This window comes from Tenacibaculum xiamenense, assembly GCF_964513065.1.
GTDB classification, from domain to species: domain Bacteria; phylum Bacteroidota; class Bacteroidia; order Flavobacteriales; family Flavobacteriaceae; genus Polaribacter; species Polaribacter xiamenense.
Genome location: NZ_CAZEQU010000010.1, coordinates 164,320 through 186,014, shown reverse-complemented (window position 1 = coordinate 186,014; position 21,695 = coordinate 164,320). Strand labels below are relative to the sequence as shown.

Below are 21,695 nucleotides of genomic sequence, written 5' to 3'. Positions count from 1 at the left end.
TTTAGAGTGGTTTTAAATAAAAAACTGTGATCTATTGATGCTGAATTGCTTAAGAAAACATTGAATAAATCTGTATATTTGTAAGAAGAATACAAAATTATGATGGCTTGTAAGGCTTACGAGGGCTTATTAATACTTTTGAAGTTTCTCATTAAGAGAAATCCAGAGTGACATTGATTTAAAGAGAAATACAATAAATAATAATCTTTAAATCGAAAAAATTATGCCTTTTTATCATAAATTAGGAAAAATTCCACCAAAACGCCACACACAATTCCGTAAGGAGAATGGCGATTTATACTACGAGCAACTTTTTGGTACTATTGGATTTGATGGTATGTCTACAAATATGTATCATGAGTATAGACCTACTATGGTCAAGGAAATTAAGAAGCAATATAGTGTTGCGCCGAAAGTTGCCAAAGAAAACAATATTCAATCATATCGTTTTAGAGGTTTTCAAGTACCTCAATTTGACGATTATTTAGAGAGTAGAAAAGTTGTACTTACCAATAGTGATTGTAATGTGATTTTATCAGCACCTAGAAAATCTACAGAAGATTATTTCTACAAAAACACGGATGCTGATGAGGTGATTTTTATACACAAAGGATCTGGTAAGTTACGTACAATGTTAGGTAACATTGAGTTCAAATATGGAGACTATTTAGTAATTCCAAGAGGAATGATTTACAAACTAGATTTCAACGATGAAGATAATCGTTTGTTTATCGTAGAGTCTTATAGTCCAGTATATACACCAAAGCGTTACCGTAACTGGTTTGGGCAGTTATTAGAACATTCCCCTTATTGTGAACGTGATATTCGTCGTCCTGAAGAATTGGAAACTCATAACGAAAAAGGAGATTTCTTAATTAAAATTAAGAAGAAGAACGAGATTATTGAAATGGTTTATGCTTCTCATCCTTTTGATGTAGTTGGGTACGATGGTTTTAACTATCCTTATGCTTTTTCTATTCATGATTTTGAGCCAATTACAGGTAGAATTCATTTACCACCTCCAATTCACCAAACTTTTGAAAGTGCCGGATTTGTAATCTGTAGCTTTGTACCACGTTTATACGATTATCACCCTGACTCAATTCCAGCTCCTTATAACCACAGTAATATCGATTCTGATGAAGTTCTATATTATGTTGATGGAGACTTTATGAGTAGAAATGATATCGCTCCTGGGCATATTTCATTGCACCCAGCAGGAATTCCTCACGGACCACATCCTGGTGCGGCTGAAAGAAGTATAGGAGAAAAAGAGACTGAGGAGTTAGCAGTAATGGTTGATACATTTAAGCCATTAATGGTAACAGAGGAAGCTATGAAAATAGCTGATGAAGATTATTATAAATCTTGGTTAGAGTAATCTTACTCTTTGTACAATTAGTTTTAGAAAGATTATTTTCTAATTAACAAAAACATCAAATTTAAGAACACATGTCAAAAGAAATAAAATCAGTAAACTACGGTTTAGAAAAAATATTTGAAGGAGCTCAAGATTTCCTTCCACTTTTAGGAACAGATTACGTTGAATTTTATGTAGGTAATGCAAAGCAATCTGCACATTTTTATAAAACAGCTTTTGGTTTCCAATCTTTAGCATATAAAGGTTTAGAAACTGGATCGAAAGATGAAGTAAGCTATGTTTTGGTTCAAGATAAAATACGTTTGGTATTAACAACTCCATTGAACAGTAAATCTCCAGTGAATGACCATATTGTTAAGCATGGTGATGGTGTAAAGGTTGTTGCGTTATGGGTTGAAGATGCTCGTTCGGCTTGGGAAGAAACAACAAAAAGAGGAGCGAAGTCTTACATGGAGCCAACAGTTGAAAAAGACGAACACGGAGAAGTAGTACGTTCAGGAATTTATACATATGGAGAAACAGTGCATATGTTTGTTGAGCGTAAAAATTATAAAGGAACTTTTATGCCAGGGTTTATTGATTGGAATCCAGATTACAATCCACCAAGTGCAGGTTTAAAATATATTGATCACATGGTAGGAAATGTTGGATGGGGTCAAATGAATACTTGGGTAAAATGGTATGAAGATGTAATGGGGTTTGAAAACTTTTTATCGTTTGATGATAAGCAAATTCATACAGAGTATTCAGCACTTATGAGTAAAGTAATGAGTAATGGAAATGGAAGGGTGAAATTTCCAATTAATGAACCAGCGAAAGCAGCGAAGCGTTCTCAGATTGAGGAGTATTTAGACTTTTACGAAGGAGAAGGTGTGCAGCATATAGCAGTAGCAACGGATGATATTATCAAAACAGTTGCTCAGCTAAAAGCAAATGGAGTAGAGTTTTTGCCACCACCACCTCAATCATATTATGATATGATTCCTGAAAGGTTAGGAGTTCATATGGAAATAATGAAAGAAGATATAGCTAAATTACAGGAGTTATCTATTTTGGTTGATGCGGATGAAGAAGGGTATTTATTACAGATATTTACCAAGCCAGTAGAAGATAGACCGACTTTATTCTTTGAAATTATCCAAAGAATGGGAGCTCGTGGATTTGGAGCTGGAAACTTTAAAGCGTTGTTTGAATCTATTGAAAGAGAGCAACAATTAAGAGGAACTCTATAACAATTATAGAATGTAAGAAAATAAAGCCAAGAATTAAATAATATTTAGTTTCTTGGCTTTTTGTTTTCAAAAAGAATGGATCGATATATAAACATAAAATCTCCTTTTTCTTAATCATATTACTACATATGAGAAATGCCAAATGTTTTCTACTGAAGAAAATGATTCAGTTAAAATTAGAAGTTTGGCAAATATTTAAATGCTCGTAAGCGAGTAAATGATTAACAATTATTGTAATTTTGAAACATGAACAAAGAGGAATTATTAAAGGCCATTGATGATAAATATAATGAGCTAGGGGTCTCTACAGAAACTATGTTAGAGGGGCTTCTTTGGAGTAAACCAATTACTTATTGGGATTACATACAAACAGACGCTTTATTAGGCTTACAAATACCTAGAACAACAGAGCCAGATGAGATGGTTTTTATTATGTACCATCAAGTAAATGAGTTGTTGTTTAAAATGATTTTATGGGAAATTGATCAGGTTGCTAAATCTGATGAAATTTCTGCAGAAAAATTTTCGAAACATTTAACAAGAATCAGCAGATATTTTGACATGCTTTGTAGTTCGTTTTCAGTAATGGCTGACGGAATGGATGTTGAACAATATTTAAAATTTAGAAACGCTTTAACTCCTGCAAGTGGTTTTCAGAGTGCTCAATATAGAAAGGTTGAGTTTGCATCAACTGAATTAATTAATTTAATTGATTCTCGATTTAGAGATACAATTGATAGAAGCTCATCTTTTAAAAATGCCTATGATCATTTGTATTGGCAGGCGGCTGGAAAGAATTACACGACTGGTCAAAAGACAACGTTGCTAAAACTTTTTGAGAAAAAGTATATGGGAGAGTTCATTGACTTTATGGAAGATTACAGAGACTGTAACTTGTCTGCAAAGTTTAAGCAATTACCAAAAGAAACTAAAGAAAATAAAGAACTAATCGAAGCCATGCGTCATTACGACTATACCGTTAATGTTAAATGGGTAATGGCTCATTACAATGCTGCTGGAAAGTATTTAGGAGGTGACGATACAGCATTAGAGGCTACAGGAGGTAGTAACTGGAGAAAATATTTACATCCAAAATATCAAAGACGAATTTTCTTTCCATATTTATGGAGCGAAGAAGAGCTTAAAAATTGGGGTACATTCTAAAGTGGAAACTCTTGAATACAACTTAAAACTCCAGACTATATTAGTTATAGTCTGGAGTATTTTTTTATAAATCCAAACATTGAGGCAATTCTCCTGAGATTACATCATTTAATTTTGATTTAACTAAACTCTCAATTTGAGGCAATACTTTATCCTTAATTACTCCTTTGAATAAGTTAACTAATGGATCTAGAATTACATTAAAAATGCCCAAGCCATTAATGCTTACATCAATATTAGAAAAGTCAAATGATAAATTTTCTATTTGAATTTTAGATAAGCAAACCTTTCCTGATTCAGCACTTACAGATATGTTACCGCTTCCACTTCCAGTTATACTATTAACGGAAATAGAGCCACCAAGACCAACAGAAGGGTGTATAAAACCACATTTGGCTCCTACAGAACCACCCAACTGTAAAGAAAGACTTTTGTTTAGACGAGCTTCAATAGCAATATTCCCGGAAAGATCATCACTACTATTATTTTGTAAATTAGAAAAGCCCATGGCCTTTTTTATGGCGGGAACTTCATTTTGGTTTGGGTGTTTAGCAAGCTCTTCAGCTATAGAATTAAGAGAAACAACCTCCGCTTCTGTGATTTCTAAAGAACTCAAACCTGTAAGGTTTTTTAAATAGTATTCGGCGTATACTGTTGCACTACATATTCCTAAGTTAATACTACCAGGACTTACTTTGCCACTATCGATATTTTTCCAAGGATCATAACCTTCGGAAACAATTAGTTTGTCAACAATTGTATTAATTTTAGGAACTAAACCTTCAAGAATTTTATTTAAAAAAGGAATGACAGGGTTTGATACTACAGATTGATCTGTTTTCATAATTTGAAATTTTCGTTATTTATTTTGGTTAGAAATAGCTAGAAGTTTTTATAAAAACTTCGATCTTATTGTAGTAGAGTAAATTAAAAGAAGCTCGATAAAATTATTGAATCGATGAAGCTTGATTTGTGTAAATGTCTTAAGTGTTTGTTTTTTAGGTATAAATGTTTGGTTTTTATACTTGAAAGAGCTTTTTAATGTTATAATATTGGTAAGTTTTGGAATTTTGAAAAGAATGGAATAGAAATTGTTTATCAAAATTCATAAGTTTGAAGACCATGGAATTAAATATTTTGTTTCATGTGGAACGATAAAAAAATACAGATGAAAAAATATATTACTTTTTTAGCTTTATTATGTTTGGTGTTAAATATGAGCGCCCAAGAAGTACCTACTGCGTTTAAGGGAGGAGAGTGGCTAAAATATAGAATGAGTTATAGTGGTTTTTTGAGAGCAGGAACCGCTACTTTAGAGTTAAAAAATAAAACACTTAAAGGAAAAAAAGTAATTCATGCAATTGGAAAAGGATGGACTTCCGGCATGATTAGTTGGTTCTTTAAGGTGAATGATAGATATGAAAGTTACTTTACACCAAAAAATGTAAAACCTTATTTATTTGTTAGGGATATTGATGAAGGAGGTTATAAGAAGAAAAGAAATATAACCTTTAATTACGATAATAACACTGCCTACGTTCAGGATTTTATTAAACAAAAAGATAGTATTATATCTGTAAGAAGCCCTCAAGATATGATTTCGACATTTTACTTTTTGAGAAATCATGATACAAAAAGTATGAAAAAAGGAGAGGAAATAAAAGTATCTATGTTTTTTGATGATAAGAGTTATCCGTTTAAGTTGAGGTTTTTAGGGTATGAAACGTTAAAAACTAAATTTGGAAAAGTAAAAACTCAAAAATTCCGTCCATTAGTACAAGCAGGAAGAGTGTTTAAGGCCAAAGAAAGTGTTACTGTTTGGATTACTGCTGATGATAATAAAATACCAATTAAGATGAAGGCCTCTTTAGCTGTAGGGTCTTTAAGAGCAGAATTAGAGGCATATAAAGGCTTGGCTAATCCTTTCGAGATTACATTTACCAAGTAATAAGTTGTTTATGAGTTGTTAAAATGTAAAAATCAAATGTAAATATTTGTATTTTTGCGAGAATGGTCATAAAAAACAGCTCTTTTTGAAACAAATAACATACCTACTACTACTCACTTTATGCATTACTTTATCTTGTAAAAAAGAAGATAAAAAGGAAATTACTGAAATAAAAGAAGTAAAAAAGCCCGAGCCCATTATGTTTTTTGGGTATAATTTGGATAAGTTTAATATGGTTAACGACACCATTAAAAAGGGCGAAAGTTTTGGTGTTATTTTAGATAGACATCACGTGATGTACCCTAAAATTAACAAGATTGCTACTACTATAAAAGATACGTTTGATGTTAGAAGAGTCAGAACTGGTAAACCATACACGATTTTAACATCAAAGGACTCACTTCAAAAAGCACAGGTTTTTATTTATAAACACAACAGAGTGCAAGCAACTATTATTGACTTTAAGGACTCCATTATTTCTGCTTTCAAGCATAAAAAGAAAATAAAAGTTATAGAAAAAGAGATAGCAGGTGAAATTAATTCGAACCTTTCCGTAACAATGGATAGTTTGGGTTTGCATGCCTCATTAACCAATACAGTTGCTGATATTTATGCTTGGACCTTAGATTTTTATCGCCTTCAGAAAGGAGACAATTTCAAACTTATTTATGAAGAAAAGTTTATCAATGATACAGTCTTTGTTGGTTATGGTGAGGTAAAGGCAGCTTTGTTTAATCATAAAGGAGAAGATTTATATGCCTATAAATTTATTGCTGATACCATTAAAAACGAAGCGGATTATTATGATGAAAAAGGAAATATGCTGAGAAGCACTTTCTTAAAGTCTCCAATAAAATTCCAATACAGAATTTCTTCGAGGTTTAATTTGCGAAGAAGGATTAAACTTTACGGAAATAAAATTAGACCTCATAGAGGAACAGATTTTGCTGCGCCCTATGGAACACCAATTATGACTACCGCAAGTGGAACTGTTGTTGAGTCGGCGAGAAGAGGAGGGAATGGAAATTATGTAAAAGTAAAGCATAATAGTACATATACAACTCAATATTTACATATGAAAAGAAGGAAGGTTCGTGTGGGTGATTATGTAAAACAAGGAGATATTATTGGTTGGGTTGGTATGACAGGAAATACTAGTGGACCTCATGTGTGTTATCGTTTTTGGAAAAATCGAGTGCAAGTTGACCCTTTCAGAGAAAAACTTCCTTCGGCAAAACCTTTGGCAGATACTATTAAACCTCGATATTTTAAATATATAGAACCATTTAAAAAACAATTAGACAGTATTTATTTTGTAAAAAAGGTAGATTCTATATTTTTGGGGCAAGATAATCTAGCAACTAATTAAAACACATGGCATTAAAGAATATTAACCCGACTAAAACCGAAGCTTGGAAAAACCTAGAAACTCATTACGAAAATGCAAAGCATTATAATTTAAGACGACTTTTTCAGGAGGATGAAGAAAGAGGGAAAGGGTTTGTTTATAAATTTGATGATTTCAATATAGATCTTTCAAAAAATTTAGTTTCTAAAGAAACACTAAGCAATCTGTTATCGTTGGCTAATGATGTCGATTTAAAAGATGCTATAGAAAAATACTTTACAGGAGACATTATAAACGTAACCGAAGGAAGAGCCGTGTTGCATACTGCTTTACGAAGTAATTCTGAAGAGCCCGTAATTGTTAATGGTAAAGATGTTAAACCTCAAATTAGAACAGCCTTAAGAAAGATTAAAGCTTTTTCAGGAAAAGTGATTTCAGGTAAATGGAAAGGATATACTGACAAACCAATAACCGATATAGTAAATATTGGAATTGGAGGTTCTGATTTTGGTCCTCGAATGGTGGTGGAGTCCTTAAAATATTATCAAAACAAACTAAACACTCATTTTGTTTCAAATGTTGATGGCGATCATGTTCAGGAAATTTTAAAAAAAATAAACCCTGAAACAACTCTATTTGTAATTGTTTCTAAAACTTTTACAACTCAAGAAACCATAACAAATGCTAATACGATAAGAGATTGGTTTTTAAAATCGGCAACCGTTTTTGATGTAGCCAAACATTTTGTGGCAGTGTCAACAAATATTGATGCCGTTGTAAATTTCGGAATAGACAAAAAAAATATATTCCCAATGTGGGATTGGGTAGGTGGACGTTTCTCTTTGTGGTCTGCTGTTGGACTTAGTATTAGTTTGTCCTTAGGTTTTGACAAGTTCAGAGAGTTATTAGATGGAGCTGAAAAAATGGATATTCATTTTAGAACTTCAGATTTTGACCAGAATATTCCTGTTTTATTATCATTATTAAGTGTTTGGTATAACAACTTTTTGAATTGTGAATCGGAAGCTATTTTTAGTTATTCTCACTATTTAAAAGATTTACCTGAGTATTTGCAACAGGCTTTTATGGAAAGTAATGGAAAAGGAGTTGATAGAAATGGTGAAGAAGTTACGTATCAAACAGGAACCATTGTTTGGGGAAGTGTTGGAACAAATATGCAACATTCGTTTATGCAACTATTGCACCAAGGAACCAAGATAATTCCAGCAGATTTTATTGGTTTTGAAGAATCATTGTATGGCGATAATGATCATCATAATAAACTGATGGCCAATTTTTATGGTCAAATAGAAGCGCTTGCTTTTGGTAAAACCAGAGAGGAAGCACATTTAGATTTAAAGGTAAATGGAAAGCTGGATGATTTAGCACGTTTACTTCCCTATAAAGTTTTTTCAGGAAACAAACCTTCAACGGCAATTACCATCAAAAAGTTAACCCCAAAAACCTTAGGAATGTTGATTTCAATGTATGAGCATAAAGTGTTCGTGCAAGGGGTTTTATGGAATGTGTACTCTTTTGACCAATTTGGGGTGGAACTTGGTAAAGAATTAGCAAAAAAAATGCTAAAGTCCTAAAAATTAGTTATTTTGTAAACTTAAAATAATGTTAAAAAACTTAACATTAAGTTAATATTGGGAATGAGTAAAAATTAGAATTTTGCTCAAGCTATTTAATAACAATTAGATTAGACAATGAGAAAACTTAAAAACGTTTTAATGGTAGCGTTATTTTTTGTAACGGCTACTATTTTAGGACAAACCAGAATCACTGGTACCGTGGTTGACGAAGCGGGTGAACCATTACCAGGAGCAAATGTTGTAGTAAAGGGGACTACAAATGGTGCTGCAACCGATTTCGACGGTAAATTTATTTTAAATGCGAAATCAAACTCAGGAACAGTTTTAGTTTCATTCATCGGTTATGAAACAAAAGAGGTTTCATATACTTCAAGTAACTTGGGAACAATTAAATTAGAGCCTTCTAATATTCTTGGGGAGGTTGTTGTTACAGGGTTAATTGATGTAGCTAAAGGAAGAGAAACTCCTGTAGCTGTTTCTACGATAAAGGCTTCTGAAATTCAAGAGAAGTTAGGATCGTTAGAATTTCCTGAAATATTAAACAATACGCCTTCTGTATACGCTACTAAATCTGGAGGTGGTTTTGGAGATGCAAGAATTGATATTCGTGGTTTTTCTCAAGAAAATATTGCGGTATTAATTAACGGAGTACCTGTGAACGACATGGAAAACGGAAGAGTATTCTGGTCTAACTGGGCTGGTTTATCTGATGTAACTACTGCAATGCAGGTTCAAAGAGGTTTAGGGTCTTCTAAATTGGCAATTTCTTCAGTTGGAGGTACTATAAATATTGTTACTAAAACGACTGATAAAAAAGAAGGAGGAACAATTCTTGCTTCTTATGGTAATGACAACTACTTAAAAACATTAGCTTCATATTCTACTGGTAAAAACGAGAACGGTTTTGCTGCTTCTTTCTTATTAAGTAGAACTTCTGGAGATGGTTATGTAAATGGAACAGAGTTCCAAGGATATAATTATTTCGTAGGTTTAGGTTGGGAGTTAGGAGATGGAGATCATGATTTACAATTCATGTTAACTGGAGCACCTCAAACGCACAACCAAAGAACAACAAGTTTCTTTAACATGGCTACGTTAGATGATTATTTACAATATGGAACTAAATATAACTACAACCATGGTTATTTAAATGGTGAGGAGTTTAACTGGAGAAAGAATTTTTACCACAAACCACTTACTTCGATAAACTGGAACTGGGAAATTAATGATAAGTCTTCTTTATCAACATCTGCTTATGTATCTTTCGGACGTGGAGGAGGAACTGGAGATATTGGTCGTTTGGGAGGAAACTTTGCTAGTTCAAGTAGATTTAGAGATCCAGCTACAGGTCTTGTTCAATGGGATGAGATTGTTAAAGCAAACTCTGGTCAAGGAGGAAACTTTGCTAGCGGTTATTCTTATGCTAACGTTGCTGACCCAACTACAGGAACATTTATCGTAAATGATGATGAATTAAGTTCAGGTGATATTCCAGCCGGATTAGAAAGAAGAAACGGTGCTATTCGTAGAGCTTCTATAAATTCACATAACTGGTATGGACTTTTATCAAACTTCAATACTGAATTAAATGAGAATTTAACTTTAGATTTTGGAATTGACTTACGTTCTTATACAGGAATTCACTATAGAAGAATTGATAACTTATTAGGTGCTGATGGATATAGAGATAACGATAATATTAACCAACCTTTAAATGTATTAACAACTGAATATAGTTCAGATATTAGTAGTTTATGGAATGTTTTCAGAAGCACTGACGATGAAGAAAAAATTAACTATCATAATGATGGTAGAGTACGTTGGTATGGAGCATTTACTCAGTTAGAATATAAAAACGATGATATTTCTGCTTTCTTCCAAGGAGGTTTATCAAATCAAGGATTCAAAAGAATTGATTACTTCAATTACTTAGATTCAGATCCTGCTCAGGAAACTGATTGGGTTAACATCTGGGGAGGAAATATTAAAGGAGGTATCAACTGGAACATTGATGAAGAGCACAACGTTTTCGCTAATGCTGGGTGGTATTCTAAACAACCATTTTTTGATGCGATCTTCTTAAACTTCAGAAACGATCTTAACCCTGATTATACAAATGAAAAGGTATTAGGTTTTGAATTAGGATACGGTTATACTACACCAAGATTCCAAGCAAACTTAAACTTATATAGAACTCAGTGGAGTGATAGATTCATTAACATTGGTTTTGAGAACTCAACAGGTGATGAGGGTAATGCAAACTTATTAGGTATTACTCAGTTACATACTGGTGTTGAATTAGATTTCTCTTATAACGTTACTGAAGATGTTAAGCTTTTAGGTATGTTCTCTTATGGTGACTGGACATATCAAGATAGAATTACTGGTACAGCATTTGATCAAGACCAAAATCAAATTGGTACTATCGATTTAGATGTAAATGATGTAAAAGTTGGTAATTCACCTCAAACTACGGCAAGAATCGGTATCGAGGTTAAGCCTTGGAAAAACTTTAAAATCGATTATAACCAACGTTTTAATGACAGATTATTCTCTGCTTTAGTAATTGATGATTCATTAAACGATGATGCTACAGAATTAGATCCAGCAATCCAGTTACCTGGATATACAATTTCTGATTTAGGAATGTCTTACAAGTGGGTTGTAAATAAAGAGAAAAATCAATCTTTAAACTTCAGATTGAATGTAAACAACTTATTCGATGAAGAGTACATTGCTGAATCTGCAACAAACTATGCTGTTGGTCGTAGAGGAAACTTTGATACTTTTAGAGGAGTAAATACTGACAACAAAGTATTTTTTGGATTTGGTACAACTTGGAACTTCTCTGTTAGATATAAATTCTAAGAAAATATTATTAGATATTATAAAGCCACCTCATTTGAGGTGGTTTTTTGTTTTAACTCATATTATATATTAAGGCTTCCTTAATGATCAAAATTCAGTAAATTTGCAAGAACTAAAACTAGCAAAAGCATGATGAAAACCGTTCATTCCTATTGGGCATATATTGTATTGGCTGTATTAATTTATACCGTTGTGAATGCAATAATAGGATTAATCCAGAAAAAAGAATTTACTCACAAAGAATTCCGTTTAGGGTTGTTTACATTAATTACAAGTCATATCCAATTGTTAATTGGGTTAGGGTGGTATTTTATGTCTCCTTGGTATAAAGCTTTAAAAGCTAATGGAGGTGAGGTAATGAAAGCATCGGCAGCAAGATTATTGGCTGTTGAACATCCTGTAACAATGATTATTGCTATTGTATTAATTACTATAGGATGGTCAAAACACAAGAAAAAGGTAAAAAGTGAAGATAAATTCAAGTCATTCGCTATTTTCTACGGAATTGCTTTAGTACTAGTATTATCAAGAATTCCATGGAGTAATTGGTTTCAATCTTAACTATGTACTATAAAATAGTCATATATTGAGGGTTTACCTTAAAAAAATAGTCCTGCCTCGGCAGGATTTTTTATTTTTGTAAATAATCACGAGATTCAAGCAATATCGTTAAGCTATTTTAGATAAGTTCAATGTGAAACTTGAGTTAAGTTCAACTATTAAAAGTGAAAATAATTAGTTACCTCCTATCGCCAATATTTGCATTGGTGTTTTTTTTATTGTTGTTAATATTTCATCCAATACAATGGCTTGGATTAAAGCTTTTTGGAAGTAAAGGGCATCAAAAAGTAGTTAATATTATGAATTGGTTTTTGGTCAAATCACTCCTAATTTTAGGAAACCCAGTGAAATTTATCAACCATAAAAAACTACCTGAAAACACCACATTATTATTTGTAGCAAACCACCAAAGTTTGTTTGACATACCGCCAATTATTTGGCATTTTCGAAAACACTGGCCAAAATTTGTCTCAAAAAAAGAATTAGGTAAAGGAATACCAAGTGTATCATTTAACCTACGTCATGGAGGTGCCGCCTTAATCGATAGAAAAGATGGAAAGCAGGCTTTGGCTGAATTGGGTAAGTTTGCTAAAAGGATAAACAAAAACAAATGGTCAGCGGTAATATTTCCTGAAGGAACAAGAAGTAGAACAGGAAAACCGAAGAATTTTGCACCTAATGGTTTAAAAATGTTGGTAAAATACAATCCTGAAGCGTATGTGGTTCCCTTGACCATAAATAATTCTTGGAAAGTGTTTAAATACGGAAAATATCCATTGGGAATAGGAAGTCCAATTACCATAACTACCCATGAACCTATAAAGGTAGATAGTTTACCATTTAATGAATTACTAGAGAAGGTTGAAACTACGGTAAAATCTTCCGTAAACTAAAAGTGTAAACTGACTTTTAACCACTAATGATCTTAAACAATCTTCAGAATTTCTGAAGATAAGGAAAACTCTCTTTGCAGAGTTAATAATACATAAGGAACCCAGTTTTATGTGTTCCTTGGTGGTATATAATTATAGAAACAAATAACTAAAAATAAACCCCTGTACGAAATGTCAATACAGAATATAAGAAAAGAAGTGATGCAAACACTGGAGAAAAATATCGACAGTTTTGTAGACAAATTTTTAGTTCCTATTGAAAAGATATGGCAACCGACAGACTTTTTACCGAACTCTCAGAGTGATAGCTTTATAGAGGAGGTAAAAGAGATTCGTGAAATATCTAAGGAACTAGATGACGATTTTTGGGTAGTATTAGTAGGAGATACTATCACTGAGGAAGCTTTACCTACATACGAATCTTGGTTGTTAGACCTAGATGGTGTTACGCAGCATCCGGACAATGGATGGGCAAAATGGGTAAGAGCATGGACAGCAGAAGAAAACCGCCATGGAGATGTACTTAACAAATACTTATATCTTTCTGGTCGTGTAAATATGCGTGAAGTGGAAATTACAACACAACATTTAATTTCGGACGGATTTGATATTGGTACTGCGAGAGATCCTTATAAGAATTTTGTGTACACATCGTTTCAAGAATTGGCTACGTACATATCACATTTAAATGTAGCTAAAATAGCAAAGAAAAAAGGGCATAAAGCACTTGCTAAAATGTCAAGAATCATTGCTGGAGACGAAATGCGTCACCATTTAGCCTATGCTGAGTTTGTAAAGGAAATTTTCAAGTTTGACCCTAGTGAAATGATGTTGGCTTTTCAGCATATGATGAAACATAAAATCGTAATGCCAGCAATGCACTTAAGAGAATCATTCGAAGAAAAAGGAAGTTTGTTTGATGATTTTTCAACAGTGGCTCAAAGAATAGGAGTATATACAGGTTTCGATTATGTAGACATTGTAAGGAAGCTAAATAGTTTTTGGGAAATTGATAAAATAACGAACCTTACTCCTGAAGCTGAAAAAGCTCGTGATTTTCTAATGAAATTACCAGATCGTATGTATAGGATCACTGAAAGAATTTCGGTACCAGATACCAAGTTCAATTTTAAATGGATGATTCCAGCATAAAAAATAGGCAACCTTTTACGGTTGCCTTTTTTTAAATTACTTGGTTGTTTGTAATTTACCGTGTATTTCGTTCTACTTAATCTAAACTTTCTAAGAAAAATACACTAATCTTGATTAATTAAATGGTTGGTGATTAGCCAGCCTTAGGGGATTCGGGTCAAAGCTAAATAGAGTCCAATAACTAATTTTACGGAGTTCCGTAATCTTATGTTTTTTTAACAAATAAATTGATGTTTTTAAGAAAGTATTAAGAAATAACGGTGTTTATTTTAACGTTTAGAACTAACATACCCAATAAAGAAAGCAAACAGAAGCAAAAAATAAATGTAGTATAGGAATATAATATGTATATTTTATTTTCTTAAAAACATACAATACTAAGGTAACCAAATATGAAATTGGATATAATGTACTACTCCATATAAATAATTTAAAAATTACATTATGGAAATGACTTTGATGTGCGCATTCATGAGCTGCAAAAGACATAATATTCGCTAAAAAAAGGAAGGGGTAGACTAGCAAAGGAAGACCTAAAAGAATAAAAGCAAGACGATGCGATTTTTTCGAATCCATATGTGGTTGGCAGTAAATTAATTAACTCTCCATAAATATATTAAAATACATTTTTTGATTACGATATTTTTAAAAAAAACAATTGTTTTGTTGTTAAAAACGTCGTAAACGTGGCGTAATGTTGTTTAAAAACGGGATATAATCTTAAAAAAGAGCAAATTCATGATTATTGATTTTTCAATTTTATAAGAAAATAATAATCATATATTTTTCGAAAACGATTGCAAAAATATGGTTTTAAAGCTGAAATTAAGTATTTGATAATTTACCCTTAAAACTAACATAGTCAGTTGTTTATTAGTTTTAAAAGTTAGAGCTTTATATGGGGCAATTTTTTAAAACAAACTAAACACAATACTTATGAATGCTATTCCAAAACATTTACAAATAAATGAACCTATTCACCAAAGAGAATATTTGTTAGATGGAGAACTAAAAGTATGGGAAGGAAAAACAACGGAAGTCTTCTCAACAATATCCAGCACAAATGAATACAAACATACTTTATTAGGATCAATACCCTATATGGGAGAGAAAGAAGCATTAGAAGCATTGAAATCATCTGATAAAGCTTTTAAAAACGGTCAAGGAAACTGGCCAACAATGAAAGTTCAAGATCGCATTCAATGTATGGAGAATTTTGTTTCTCTTATGAAAGACGAACGAGAAGAGGTGGTAAAACTATTAATGTGGGAAATTGGAAAAACCAAAGCAGATAGCGAAAAAGAGTTTGATAGAACCGTTAAGTATATATATGATACTATTGAAGATTATAAGGAACTAAATCATGAAGGAGCACGATTTACTAAGGTTCAGGGAATAAATGCTATGATAAAGCGAAGTCCTTTAGGTGTTGTTTTATGCTTAGGGCCTTATAATTATCCACTAAACGAAACGTTTACCTTATTAATTCCTGCTTTAATAATGGGAAATACAGTGGTGTTTAAACCAGCAAAATTTGGAGTATTACTTTTATCACCATTATTAAAAGCATTTCAAAGTGCCTTTCCAAAAGGAGTTATCAATATTCTATATGGAAGAGGAAGAGAAGTGGCTTCGCCAATAATGAAAACAGGGTTGGTAACCGTTTTATCACTTATAGGAAACAGTAAATCTGCCATTGCGTTGCAAGATCTTCACCCTGGAAAAAATAAACTGCGATTAATTCTTGGTTTAGAAGCCAAAAACCCAGCAATCATATTACCAGATGCTAATTTAGATTTAGCCGTTTCTGAATGTATTTCAGGATCATTATCTTATAATGGACAGCGATGTACAGCCTTAAAAATTATTTATGTACATGAATCAATTGCAGACGAGTTTAACAAAAAATTCTCGGCGAAAGTAGATCAATTAAAATTCGGGAACCCATGGGATAATGAGGCTTTTTTAACACCATTACCTGAACCAAACAAACCTGATTATATTCAAGAGTTAATAGATGATGCTAAAGTAAATGGAGCCAATATCTTAAATAAAAAAGGAGGAGAACGAAGTAATAATTATATATTTCCAGCAGTTCTATTTCCTGTGAATAAAAAAATGAGAGTGTATCATGAAGAGCAGTTTGGTCCTGTGGTACCAATTATGACCTTTAATGACATACAAGAACCATTAGACGATATGGCGGCTTCCGATTATGGGCAGCAAGTAAGTTTATTTGGGAAAGACACCAATACTTTGGCTCCGTTGATAGATGTTTTAATTAATCTTGTTTGTAGAGTAAACTTAAATAGCTCTTGTCAAAGAGGACCAGATGTTTTTCCTTTTACTGGACGAAAAGATTCAGCGGTTGGAACATTAAGTATTCATGACGCATTACGATCTTTTTCAATTAGAACTTTTGTAGCTTCGAAAGAAAACGAATATAACAACGAAATTCTACAGGAACTTCTTGATAGTAAGAAAAGTAATTTCATAAATACGGATTACATACTCTAGTTTTTTAAATGAAATTTGAAATGAACTCGTTTAGATTTTATAGATTGCTATAAAGTTTAAACGAATTCATCTTTTTAAAATGATCATTCTTTAATGAATTATAATAATAGAAAGTTCAAAGCTGTTTCAAGTTCAGGGAACTCTGAAACTTCAGAAGACACCGTTTTTTTGTATTGCCAAAAAGGAAACATTCTTACATCTAGTTATAACGGAGGTAAAATCAAAGAAGGGCATTTGATTGGTTTAGTGGATGAAAAAGGAAATATCGAAATGCGATATCATCAAATAAACAAAAAAGGAGAATTAATGACAGGAATATGTTTTTCGACACCAGAAATAATGTCAAATGGGAAGATACGCTTACATGAATCTTGGCAATGGACTTCTGGAGATAAATCTAAAGGACAATCCATATTAGAAGAAATATGATTTTAGAAGTTGCTATTTTAGATGTAAAACAAGGCGAGGAAATAAATTTCGAACGTGATTTTAAATTCGCCAGTCAATATATCAGTTCAATAAATGGATATTTAAACCATAGTTTGAGGAAATGTGTTGAAGTTGACAGTAGGTATATTCTACTTGTCAATTGGGAAGATCTTAAAAGCCATGAAGTAGGATTTCGAACATCAAAAGAATACCTTAAATGGAAGGAGTTATTACATCATTATTATGATCCTTTTCCAGTAGTTGAACATTACGAGACGGTTTTTGAAAATAATAAATAATACATGAGATAATCAACTACTTCGGGGAATTAAACCTGGACTATCGCACTGTAATTAAAATAACTTGTACACAATGGAAAAACTATTTGTTTATGGAACCTTGGGACCAGGAAAGCCTAATGAGCACATATTAAAAGAAATTGGAGGAAGTTGGAAGAAAGGATATGTTCATGGAAAACTTTATGAAGAAGGTTGGGGCGCTTTAGTAGGATACCCAGGTATTCGATTAGATGATAAAGAAGGAAAAGTGTATGGAAATGTATTTTATTCTGAAAAATTAAAAGATAATTGGGCGTCGCTTGATGAATTCGAAGGAGAAGAGTATCAACGGGTAAAAGTTACAGTTATACTTGAAGAAAATAATGAAACAATAGAGGCTTATGTATATGCTATAAGGCAGTAAGGTTTTGTAAATGTTGTTATTAAACAAAAACTTATAGAAACTAAAATAAGTGTTAAAATTGCTAGGTTTTCAATAAATCGTATGGGGAAATCACTTTAAATGGTTAGGTTTGAGAATATAAAACCAAACTATTACTACTGACATTATGAAAAGAAGAAAATTTCTGCAACTCTCAGGCATGGGAGCATTAGGGGTTTCTTTAGCTAATTTTTCCCCAAAAAAAGTATTTGAAACATCGAATTCCTCGGAAATTATTGTAGTTGGGGCTGGAACTTTCGGAGTATGGACAGCTTATCATTTAAATAAAATGGGGGCCAAAGTTACACTACTTGATGCATATGGACCAGGAAACTCAAGAGCTAGCTCGGGAGGAGAAACCCGATTAATTCAAGCCGATAACGATAATGACATTTATGTTAAAAGTGCTTTGAGATCTTATCAACTATGGAAAAACATGGAAGAAATCTCTAACAGGCAAATAGTGTTATCGACAGGAAGATTGGCCATGTCGCAAAACGAAGCGCATCGCCAGCGAGCATTAAAAAGGAAGCAGCAACTAGAAAGACAAGGAATCGCAAATACTGAAGTTTTAGGTCAAGATGAAATTCGGTATCGTTGGCCGCAAATAAAATCCGATGACATTGCAACCGCCATGTATAACGATGGAGGTGCATCAGGAAGTACTTTACTCGCGAGAAAAGGAATACAAACGGTAGCAAAAGAGTTTGAAAAAAATGGAGGAAAAGTAATGATTGCCAAAGGAACTCCAGTAATTAAAAATAGAAAGGTTCAAGGAATTGATATCGGAACCAAAACGTTGAAAGCCCAACATTATGTGTTTGCTTGTGGGCCTTGGTTGCCAAAAGTATTTCCATCATTATTATTACCAAAATTAAAGGTTGAAAGAAGAGACGTGTTATTTGTTGGAACACCAGCTGGAAACAATCAATTTACGTACCCTAACATTCCAGAATGGAGTGTTTATGGAAGCGGATTCTATGGGTTTCCAAACATTGGAGAAAGAGGGTTTAAAGTAGCAATTTATCCTGACCATAATTCTTTCGATCCAGATACTGATGAGCGATTAATTAATCATTATCAGGTTAAGAGAACTCATGATTTTGTGAAAAACCGTTTTCCTGCATTAAAAAACCAACCCATTATTGAAAGTCGTGTTTGTCAAGTTACCTATTCAACAGATGGTAACTTTATTATTGATCAACTACCGGCTTCAGATAACACATGGATAGTAGGTGCTGGTTCAGGACACGGGTTTAAGCATGGACCCGCAATGGGAGAATATGCTGCTCAGCGTATTTTGGAAAAAGAGGTGAGTAACGAATATACTAATCTCTTTAAGTTGAAAGAGGAGGAATTTTAAAGCTAAATTGTAGACCATGGCCGTACCAAAGAACAAAGAAGAGTTAATTAAAGCGATAGAAGATTCATATGCTAAATTGAAACAGGATTTAGATACAATTCCTGCTGAGTTAACTAAAATGAAAGAGCTAGAAGGGCACGCAAAAGGCACAGAAATGAGTGTTTCTGACTTGGTAGCGTATCTTATTGGTTGGGCTGAACTCGTGTTGAAATGGCATAGAAAAAAGGAAAATAAAGAAATTGTTGATTTTCCCGAGACGGGTTATAAATGGAATCAACTTGGAAAGCTTGCTCAGAAGTTTTATAAAGATTACGAAACTTTTGCTTACTCGGAATTACTAGAGAAATTGGAAAAACACGTCAATGAAATACTCGAAATAGTAAAAGAAACAGCAAATAAAGAGTTATATGAGCAACCTTGGTATGAAAAATATACCAAAGGAAAAATGATTCAATTTAATACATCGTCTCCTTATAAAAATGCAAGAGCTCGCGTTCGAAAGTGGAAAAAAATAAAATCAAATTAATTACTAAATTGAAAAAACAACTTACTGCATTATGAAGAAAAAAATGATCAAACTCTTTTTTGCATTATTCATAGGAGTGAATTTTGCTCAGTCACAGAATTTAGATTCATTAGATGTAAAAATATCCTTTCATCAAAAAATTAAAATGTCAGATGGAGTTCATTTATCTTCAAATATTTATAAACCATTTGATATTACAAAAAAGTACCCTGTTATACTTGTAATAACACCATATATTTCGGATGAAAATCATTCTAGAGGATTGTTTTTTGCAACCAATGGATATGTTTTTATAACAGTCGATTGTAGGGGTAGAGGAAACTCAGAAGGAAACTTTGTTCCTTTTGAAAATGACGGAAAAGATGGTTTTGATATTGTTAACTGGATTGCCAAACAAGAATGGTGTGATGGAAATGTTGGAATGTTTGGAGGTTCGTATAGAGGAATGAATCAATGGTTAACATTAAAACATTTTCCAAAGAATTTAAAATCAATCATTCCTATTGCTTCCGTTGGACCCGGGAGAGATTTTCCTAAGTATAATAATATCTTTTATCCGTATTGTATAAGGTGGCTTACTTTTACTAGTGGGAAAACCAATAATCACAAAATATTTGGAGATTCCTATTGGTCAAATAAATTTGAAAAACTGTACAAAGATGGAGTTCCATTTAATAAGCTTGACAGTTTAATAGGTTTACCGAACAAAACGTACCAAAAGTGGTTAAGTCATCCTAGTCATGATGCTTATTGGAAGCAATTTTATTTAACACCTGAAGAAAATAAAAGAATTAATATTCCAATATTATCAATAACAGGACATTTTGATGGAGACCAACCAGGTGCTTTGCTATATTATGAGGGGCACATGGATGAAGGGAACGCTCAAGCAAAAGAAAATCATTACTTAATTATAGGTCCATGGAGTCATGGAGGAACAAGAAGGCCAAAGAGTGAACTAGGTGGATTTAAGTTTGGAAAGAATGCTGTAATTGATATGAATGAATTGTACCTTAACTGGTTCGATTGGACTTTGAAGGAAAAGGAGAAACCAAAATTATTGAAGGATAGAGTGATGTACTATGAAATGGGAAGTAATGAATGGAGATATGCTAGCAAATTAGAAGCAGTTTCTAGTGAAAAAAAATCATTGTATCTAAATTCGTTAAATACTACGGCAAAAGATGTTTTTAATTCTGGAGACTTAAAAGAGCAGCCATTAGAAGAAGATAATACCCCAGATATAATCGTTGATAATCCAAAATTAAATAGAGGGCTTAATAATCCGACTAATACTATTCGGGATAATGAATATTACCTTTCTCAAGGGGTAGTTAATGATTCGGAAGTGTTAATATACCATTCAGAGCCTCTTAAAGAAGATATTACTATAAATGGAAAAATAGCACTGGAGGCCTATATTTCAATGGATGTTGAAAACGTTGATTTGAAATTTCATGCGTATGAAATAACAAAAGGCAATAAATCATTATTTCTACAAAGCGATTATGTTAGAGCAAGCTATAGAGAGGGACTCAGCTCACCAAAAAAAGTGAAGAAAAATGAAGTATTAAAATATGTATTCAATGGAGAAAATTTCTTTAGTAGAGTTCTTAAAAAAGGAAGTCGTATAAGATTAGTATTCTCATTTATTGATTCTCCATATACCCAAAGAAATTTTAATTATTGGGAATCTCCTTCATATCAAACTATAGATAAAGCTAAAAAAGCGACGATTAAATTATATCACAACAAAAAATACCCAAGTAGAATTATCTTGCCAGTAAAAAAACAATAGTACTTTTTTAATAATTAGAAACTATGGAAGTTCAAGGAATACCTTTCCTTGGACTTCTTGGCTTGAGGGCCTATTTGTTTAGAAAGTTTGTTATAAAAAGGTGAAATATGGATCGAAAAAATGAAAAGTTAAGTCAGGAAAGGATAGACTCTTTTAAACGTATAAAAAGTGATATGTCAAATTTTCATTGTGTATAG

General features: G+C 32.6%; 18 protein-coding genes. 17 read left to right on the top strand and 1 reads right to left on the bottom strand.

The annotated features are described in order from the left end of the window. Nucleotides 1-223 precede the first annotated feature (223 nt). The 3 genes from ACKTTV_RS02765 (at nt 224) to ACKTTV_RS02755 (ending at nt 3,777) form a co-directional block, all read left to right on the top strand. A complete protein-coding gene (locus ACKTTV_RS02765) occupies nt 224-1,381 on the top strand; it encodes a homogentisate 1,2-dioxygenase (RefSeq protein ID WP_408029278.1) in 1,158 nt (385 codons plus the stop codon). 71 nt (nt 1,382-1,452) lie between these two features. Then, the gene (hppD, locus tag ACKTTV_RS02760; RefSeq protein ID WP_408029277.1) at nt 1,453-2,613 is read left to right on the top strand and encodes a 4-hydroxyphenylpyruvate dioxygenase; all 1,161 of its coding nucleotides are present in this window, start codon (nt 1,453-1,455) and stop codon (nt 2,611-2,613) included. A gap of 246 nt (nt 2,614-2,859) precedes the next feature. After that, the gene (locus tag ACKTTV_RS02755) at nt 2,860-3,777 is read left to right on the top strand and encodes a tryptophan 2,3-dioxygenase family protein (RefSeq protein WP_408029276.1); all 918 of its coding nucleotides are present in this window, start codon (nt 2,860-2,862) and stop codon (nt 3,775-3,777) included. 64 nt (nt 3,778-3,841) lie between these two features. Here ACKTTV_RS02755 and ACKTTV_RS02750 read toward each other — a convergent pair whose 3' ends face one another. Then, nucleotides 3,842-4,621: a hypothetical protein gene (locus tag ACKTTV_RS02750; protein WP_408029275.1), complete on the bottom strand. Its 780-nt coding sequence runs from the start codon at nt 4,619-4,621 to the stop codon at nt 3,842-3,844. Nucleotides 4,622-4,945: 324 nt separating this feature from the next. On the opposite strand from ACKTTV_RS02750, the gene ACKTTV_RS02745 reads away from it, so the two are divergent. From ACKTTV_RS02745 to ACKTTV_RS02680, 14 genes are all read left to right on the top strand, one after another. Continuing rightward, on the top strand, nt 4,946-5,725 hold the full coding sequence (locus ACKTTV_RS02745; protein ID WP_408029274.1) for a DUF3108 domain-containing protein: 780 nt from the start codon (nt 4,946-4,948) through the stop codon (nt 5,723-5,725). 85 nt (nt 5,726-5,810) lie between these two features. Continuing rightward, on the top strand, nt 5,811-7,094 hold the full coding sequence (locus tag ACKTTV_RS02740) for a peptidoglycan DD-metalloendopeptidase family protein (protein WP_408029273.1): 1,284 nt from the start codon (nt 5,811-5,813) through the stop codon (nt 7,092-7,094). Between the two features lie 5 nt (nt 7,095-7,099). Beyond that, entirely contained in the window at nt 7,100-8,668 is a 1,569-nt protein-coding gene (gene pgi, locus ACKTTV_RS02735; RefSeq protein WP_408029272.1) for a glucose-6-phosphate isomerase, read from the top strand. A gap of 117 nt (nt 8,669-8,785) precedes the next feature. Beyond that, nucleotides 8,786-11,539 (top strand): TonB-dependent receptor, encoded by a 2,754-nt coding sequence (locus ACKTTV_RS02730; RefSeq protein WP_408029271.1) that lies wholly within the window; start codon nt 8,786-8,788, stop codon nt 11,537-11,539. 132 nt (nt 11,540-11,671) lie between these two features. Next, nucleotides 11,672-12,100 carry a hypothetical protein gene (locus ACKTTV_RS02725; RefSeq protein ID WP_408029378.1) on the top strand — a complete coding sequence of 143 codons (429 nt, stop codon included), beginning with the start codon at nt 11,672-11,674 and terminating at the stop codon, nt 12,098-12,100. A gap of 164 nt (nt 12,101-12,264) precedes the next feature. Beyond that, on the top strand, nt 12,265-12,993 hold the full coding sequence (locus tag ACKTTV_RS02720; protein ID WP_408029270.1) for a lysophospholipid acyltransferase family protein: 729 nt from the start codon (nt 12,265-12,267) through the stop codon (nt 12,991-12,993). A 171-nt stretch (nt 12,994-13,164) separates the two neighbouring features. Beyond that, nucleotides 13,165-14,145, top strand: a complete 981-nt coding sequence (locus ACKTTV_RS02715) for an acyl-ACP desaturase (protein ID WP_408029269.1) — start codon at nt 13,165-13,167, stop codon at nt 14,143-14,145. 936 nt (nt 14,146-15,081) lie between these two features. After that, complete coding sequence (locus ACKTTV_RS02710) at nt 15,082-16,662, top strand: NADP-dependent glyceraldehyde-3-phosphate dehydrogenase (RefSeq protein WP_408029268.1); 1,581 nt, start codon at nt 15,082-15,084, stop codon at nt 16,660-16,662. 93 nt (nt 16,663-16,755) lie between these two features. Beyond that, the gene (locus ACKTTV_RS02705; protein WP_408029267.1) at nt 16,756-17,091 is read left to right on the top strand and encodes a n-acetylglutamate synthase; all 336 of its coding nucleotides are present in this window, start codon (nt 16,756-16,758) and stop codon (nt 17,089-17,091) included. Further along, nucleotides 17,088-17,390, top strand: coding sequence for an antibiotic biosynthesis monooxygenase family protein (locus tag ACKTTV_RS02700; RefSeq protein WP_408029266.1), 303 nt, complete (start codon nt 17,088-17,090; stop codon nt 17,388-17,390). Before ACKTTV_RS02705 ends, ACKTTV_RS02700 begins: the two co-directional genes overlap by 4 nt. Nucleotides 17,391-17,463: 73 nt before the next feature. Beyond that, complete coding sequence (locus ACKTTV_RS02695; RefSeq protein WP_408029265.1) at nt 17,464-17,793, top strand: gamma-glutamylcyclotransferase family protein; 330 nt, start codon at nt 17,464-17,466, stop codon at nt 17,791-17,793. 145 nt (nt 17,794-17,938) lie between these two features. Beyond that, nucleotides 17,939-19,174, top strand: coding sequence for an NAD(P)/FAD-dependent oxidoreductase (locus ACKTTV_RS02690; RefSeq protein ID WP_408029264.1), 1,236 nt, complete (start codon nt 17,939-17,941; stop codon nt 19,172-19,174). Nucleotides 19,175-19,190: 16 nt separating this feature from the next. Next, a complete protein-coding gene (locus ACKTTV_RS02685) occupies nt 19,191-19,700 on the top strand; it encodes a ClbS/DfsB family four-helix bundle protein (protein ID WP_408029263.1) in 510 nt (169 codons plus the stop codon). 31 nt (nt 19,701-19,731) lie between these two features. Continuing rightward, nucleotides 19,732-21,498 carry a CocE/NonD family hydrolase gene (locus ACKTTV_RS02680; protein WP_408029262.1) on the top strand — a complete coding sequence of 589 codons (1,767 nt, stop codon included), beginning with the start codon at nt 19,732-19,734 and terminating at the stop codon, nt 21,496-21,498. The last annotated feature ends 197 nt before the right edge of the window (nt 21,499-21,695 follow it).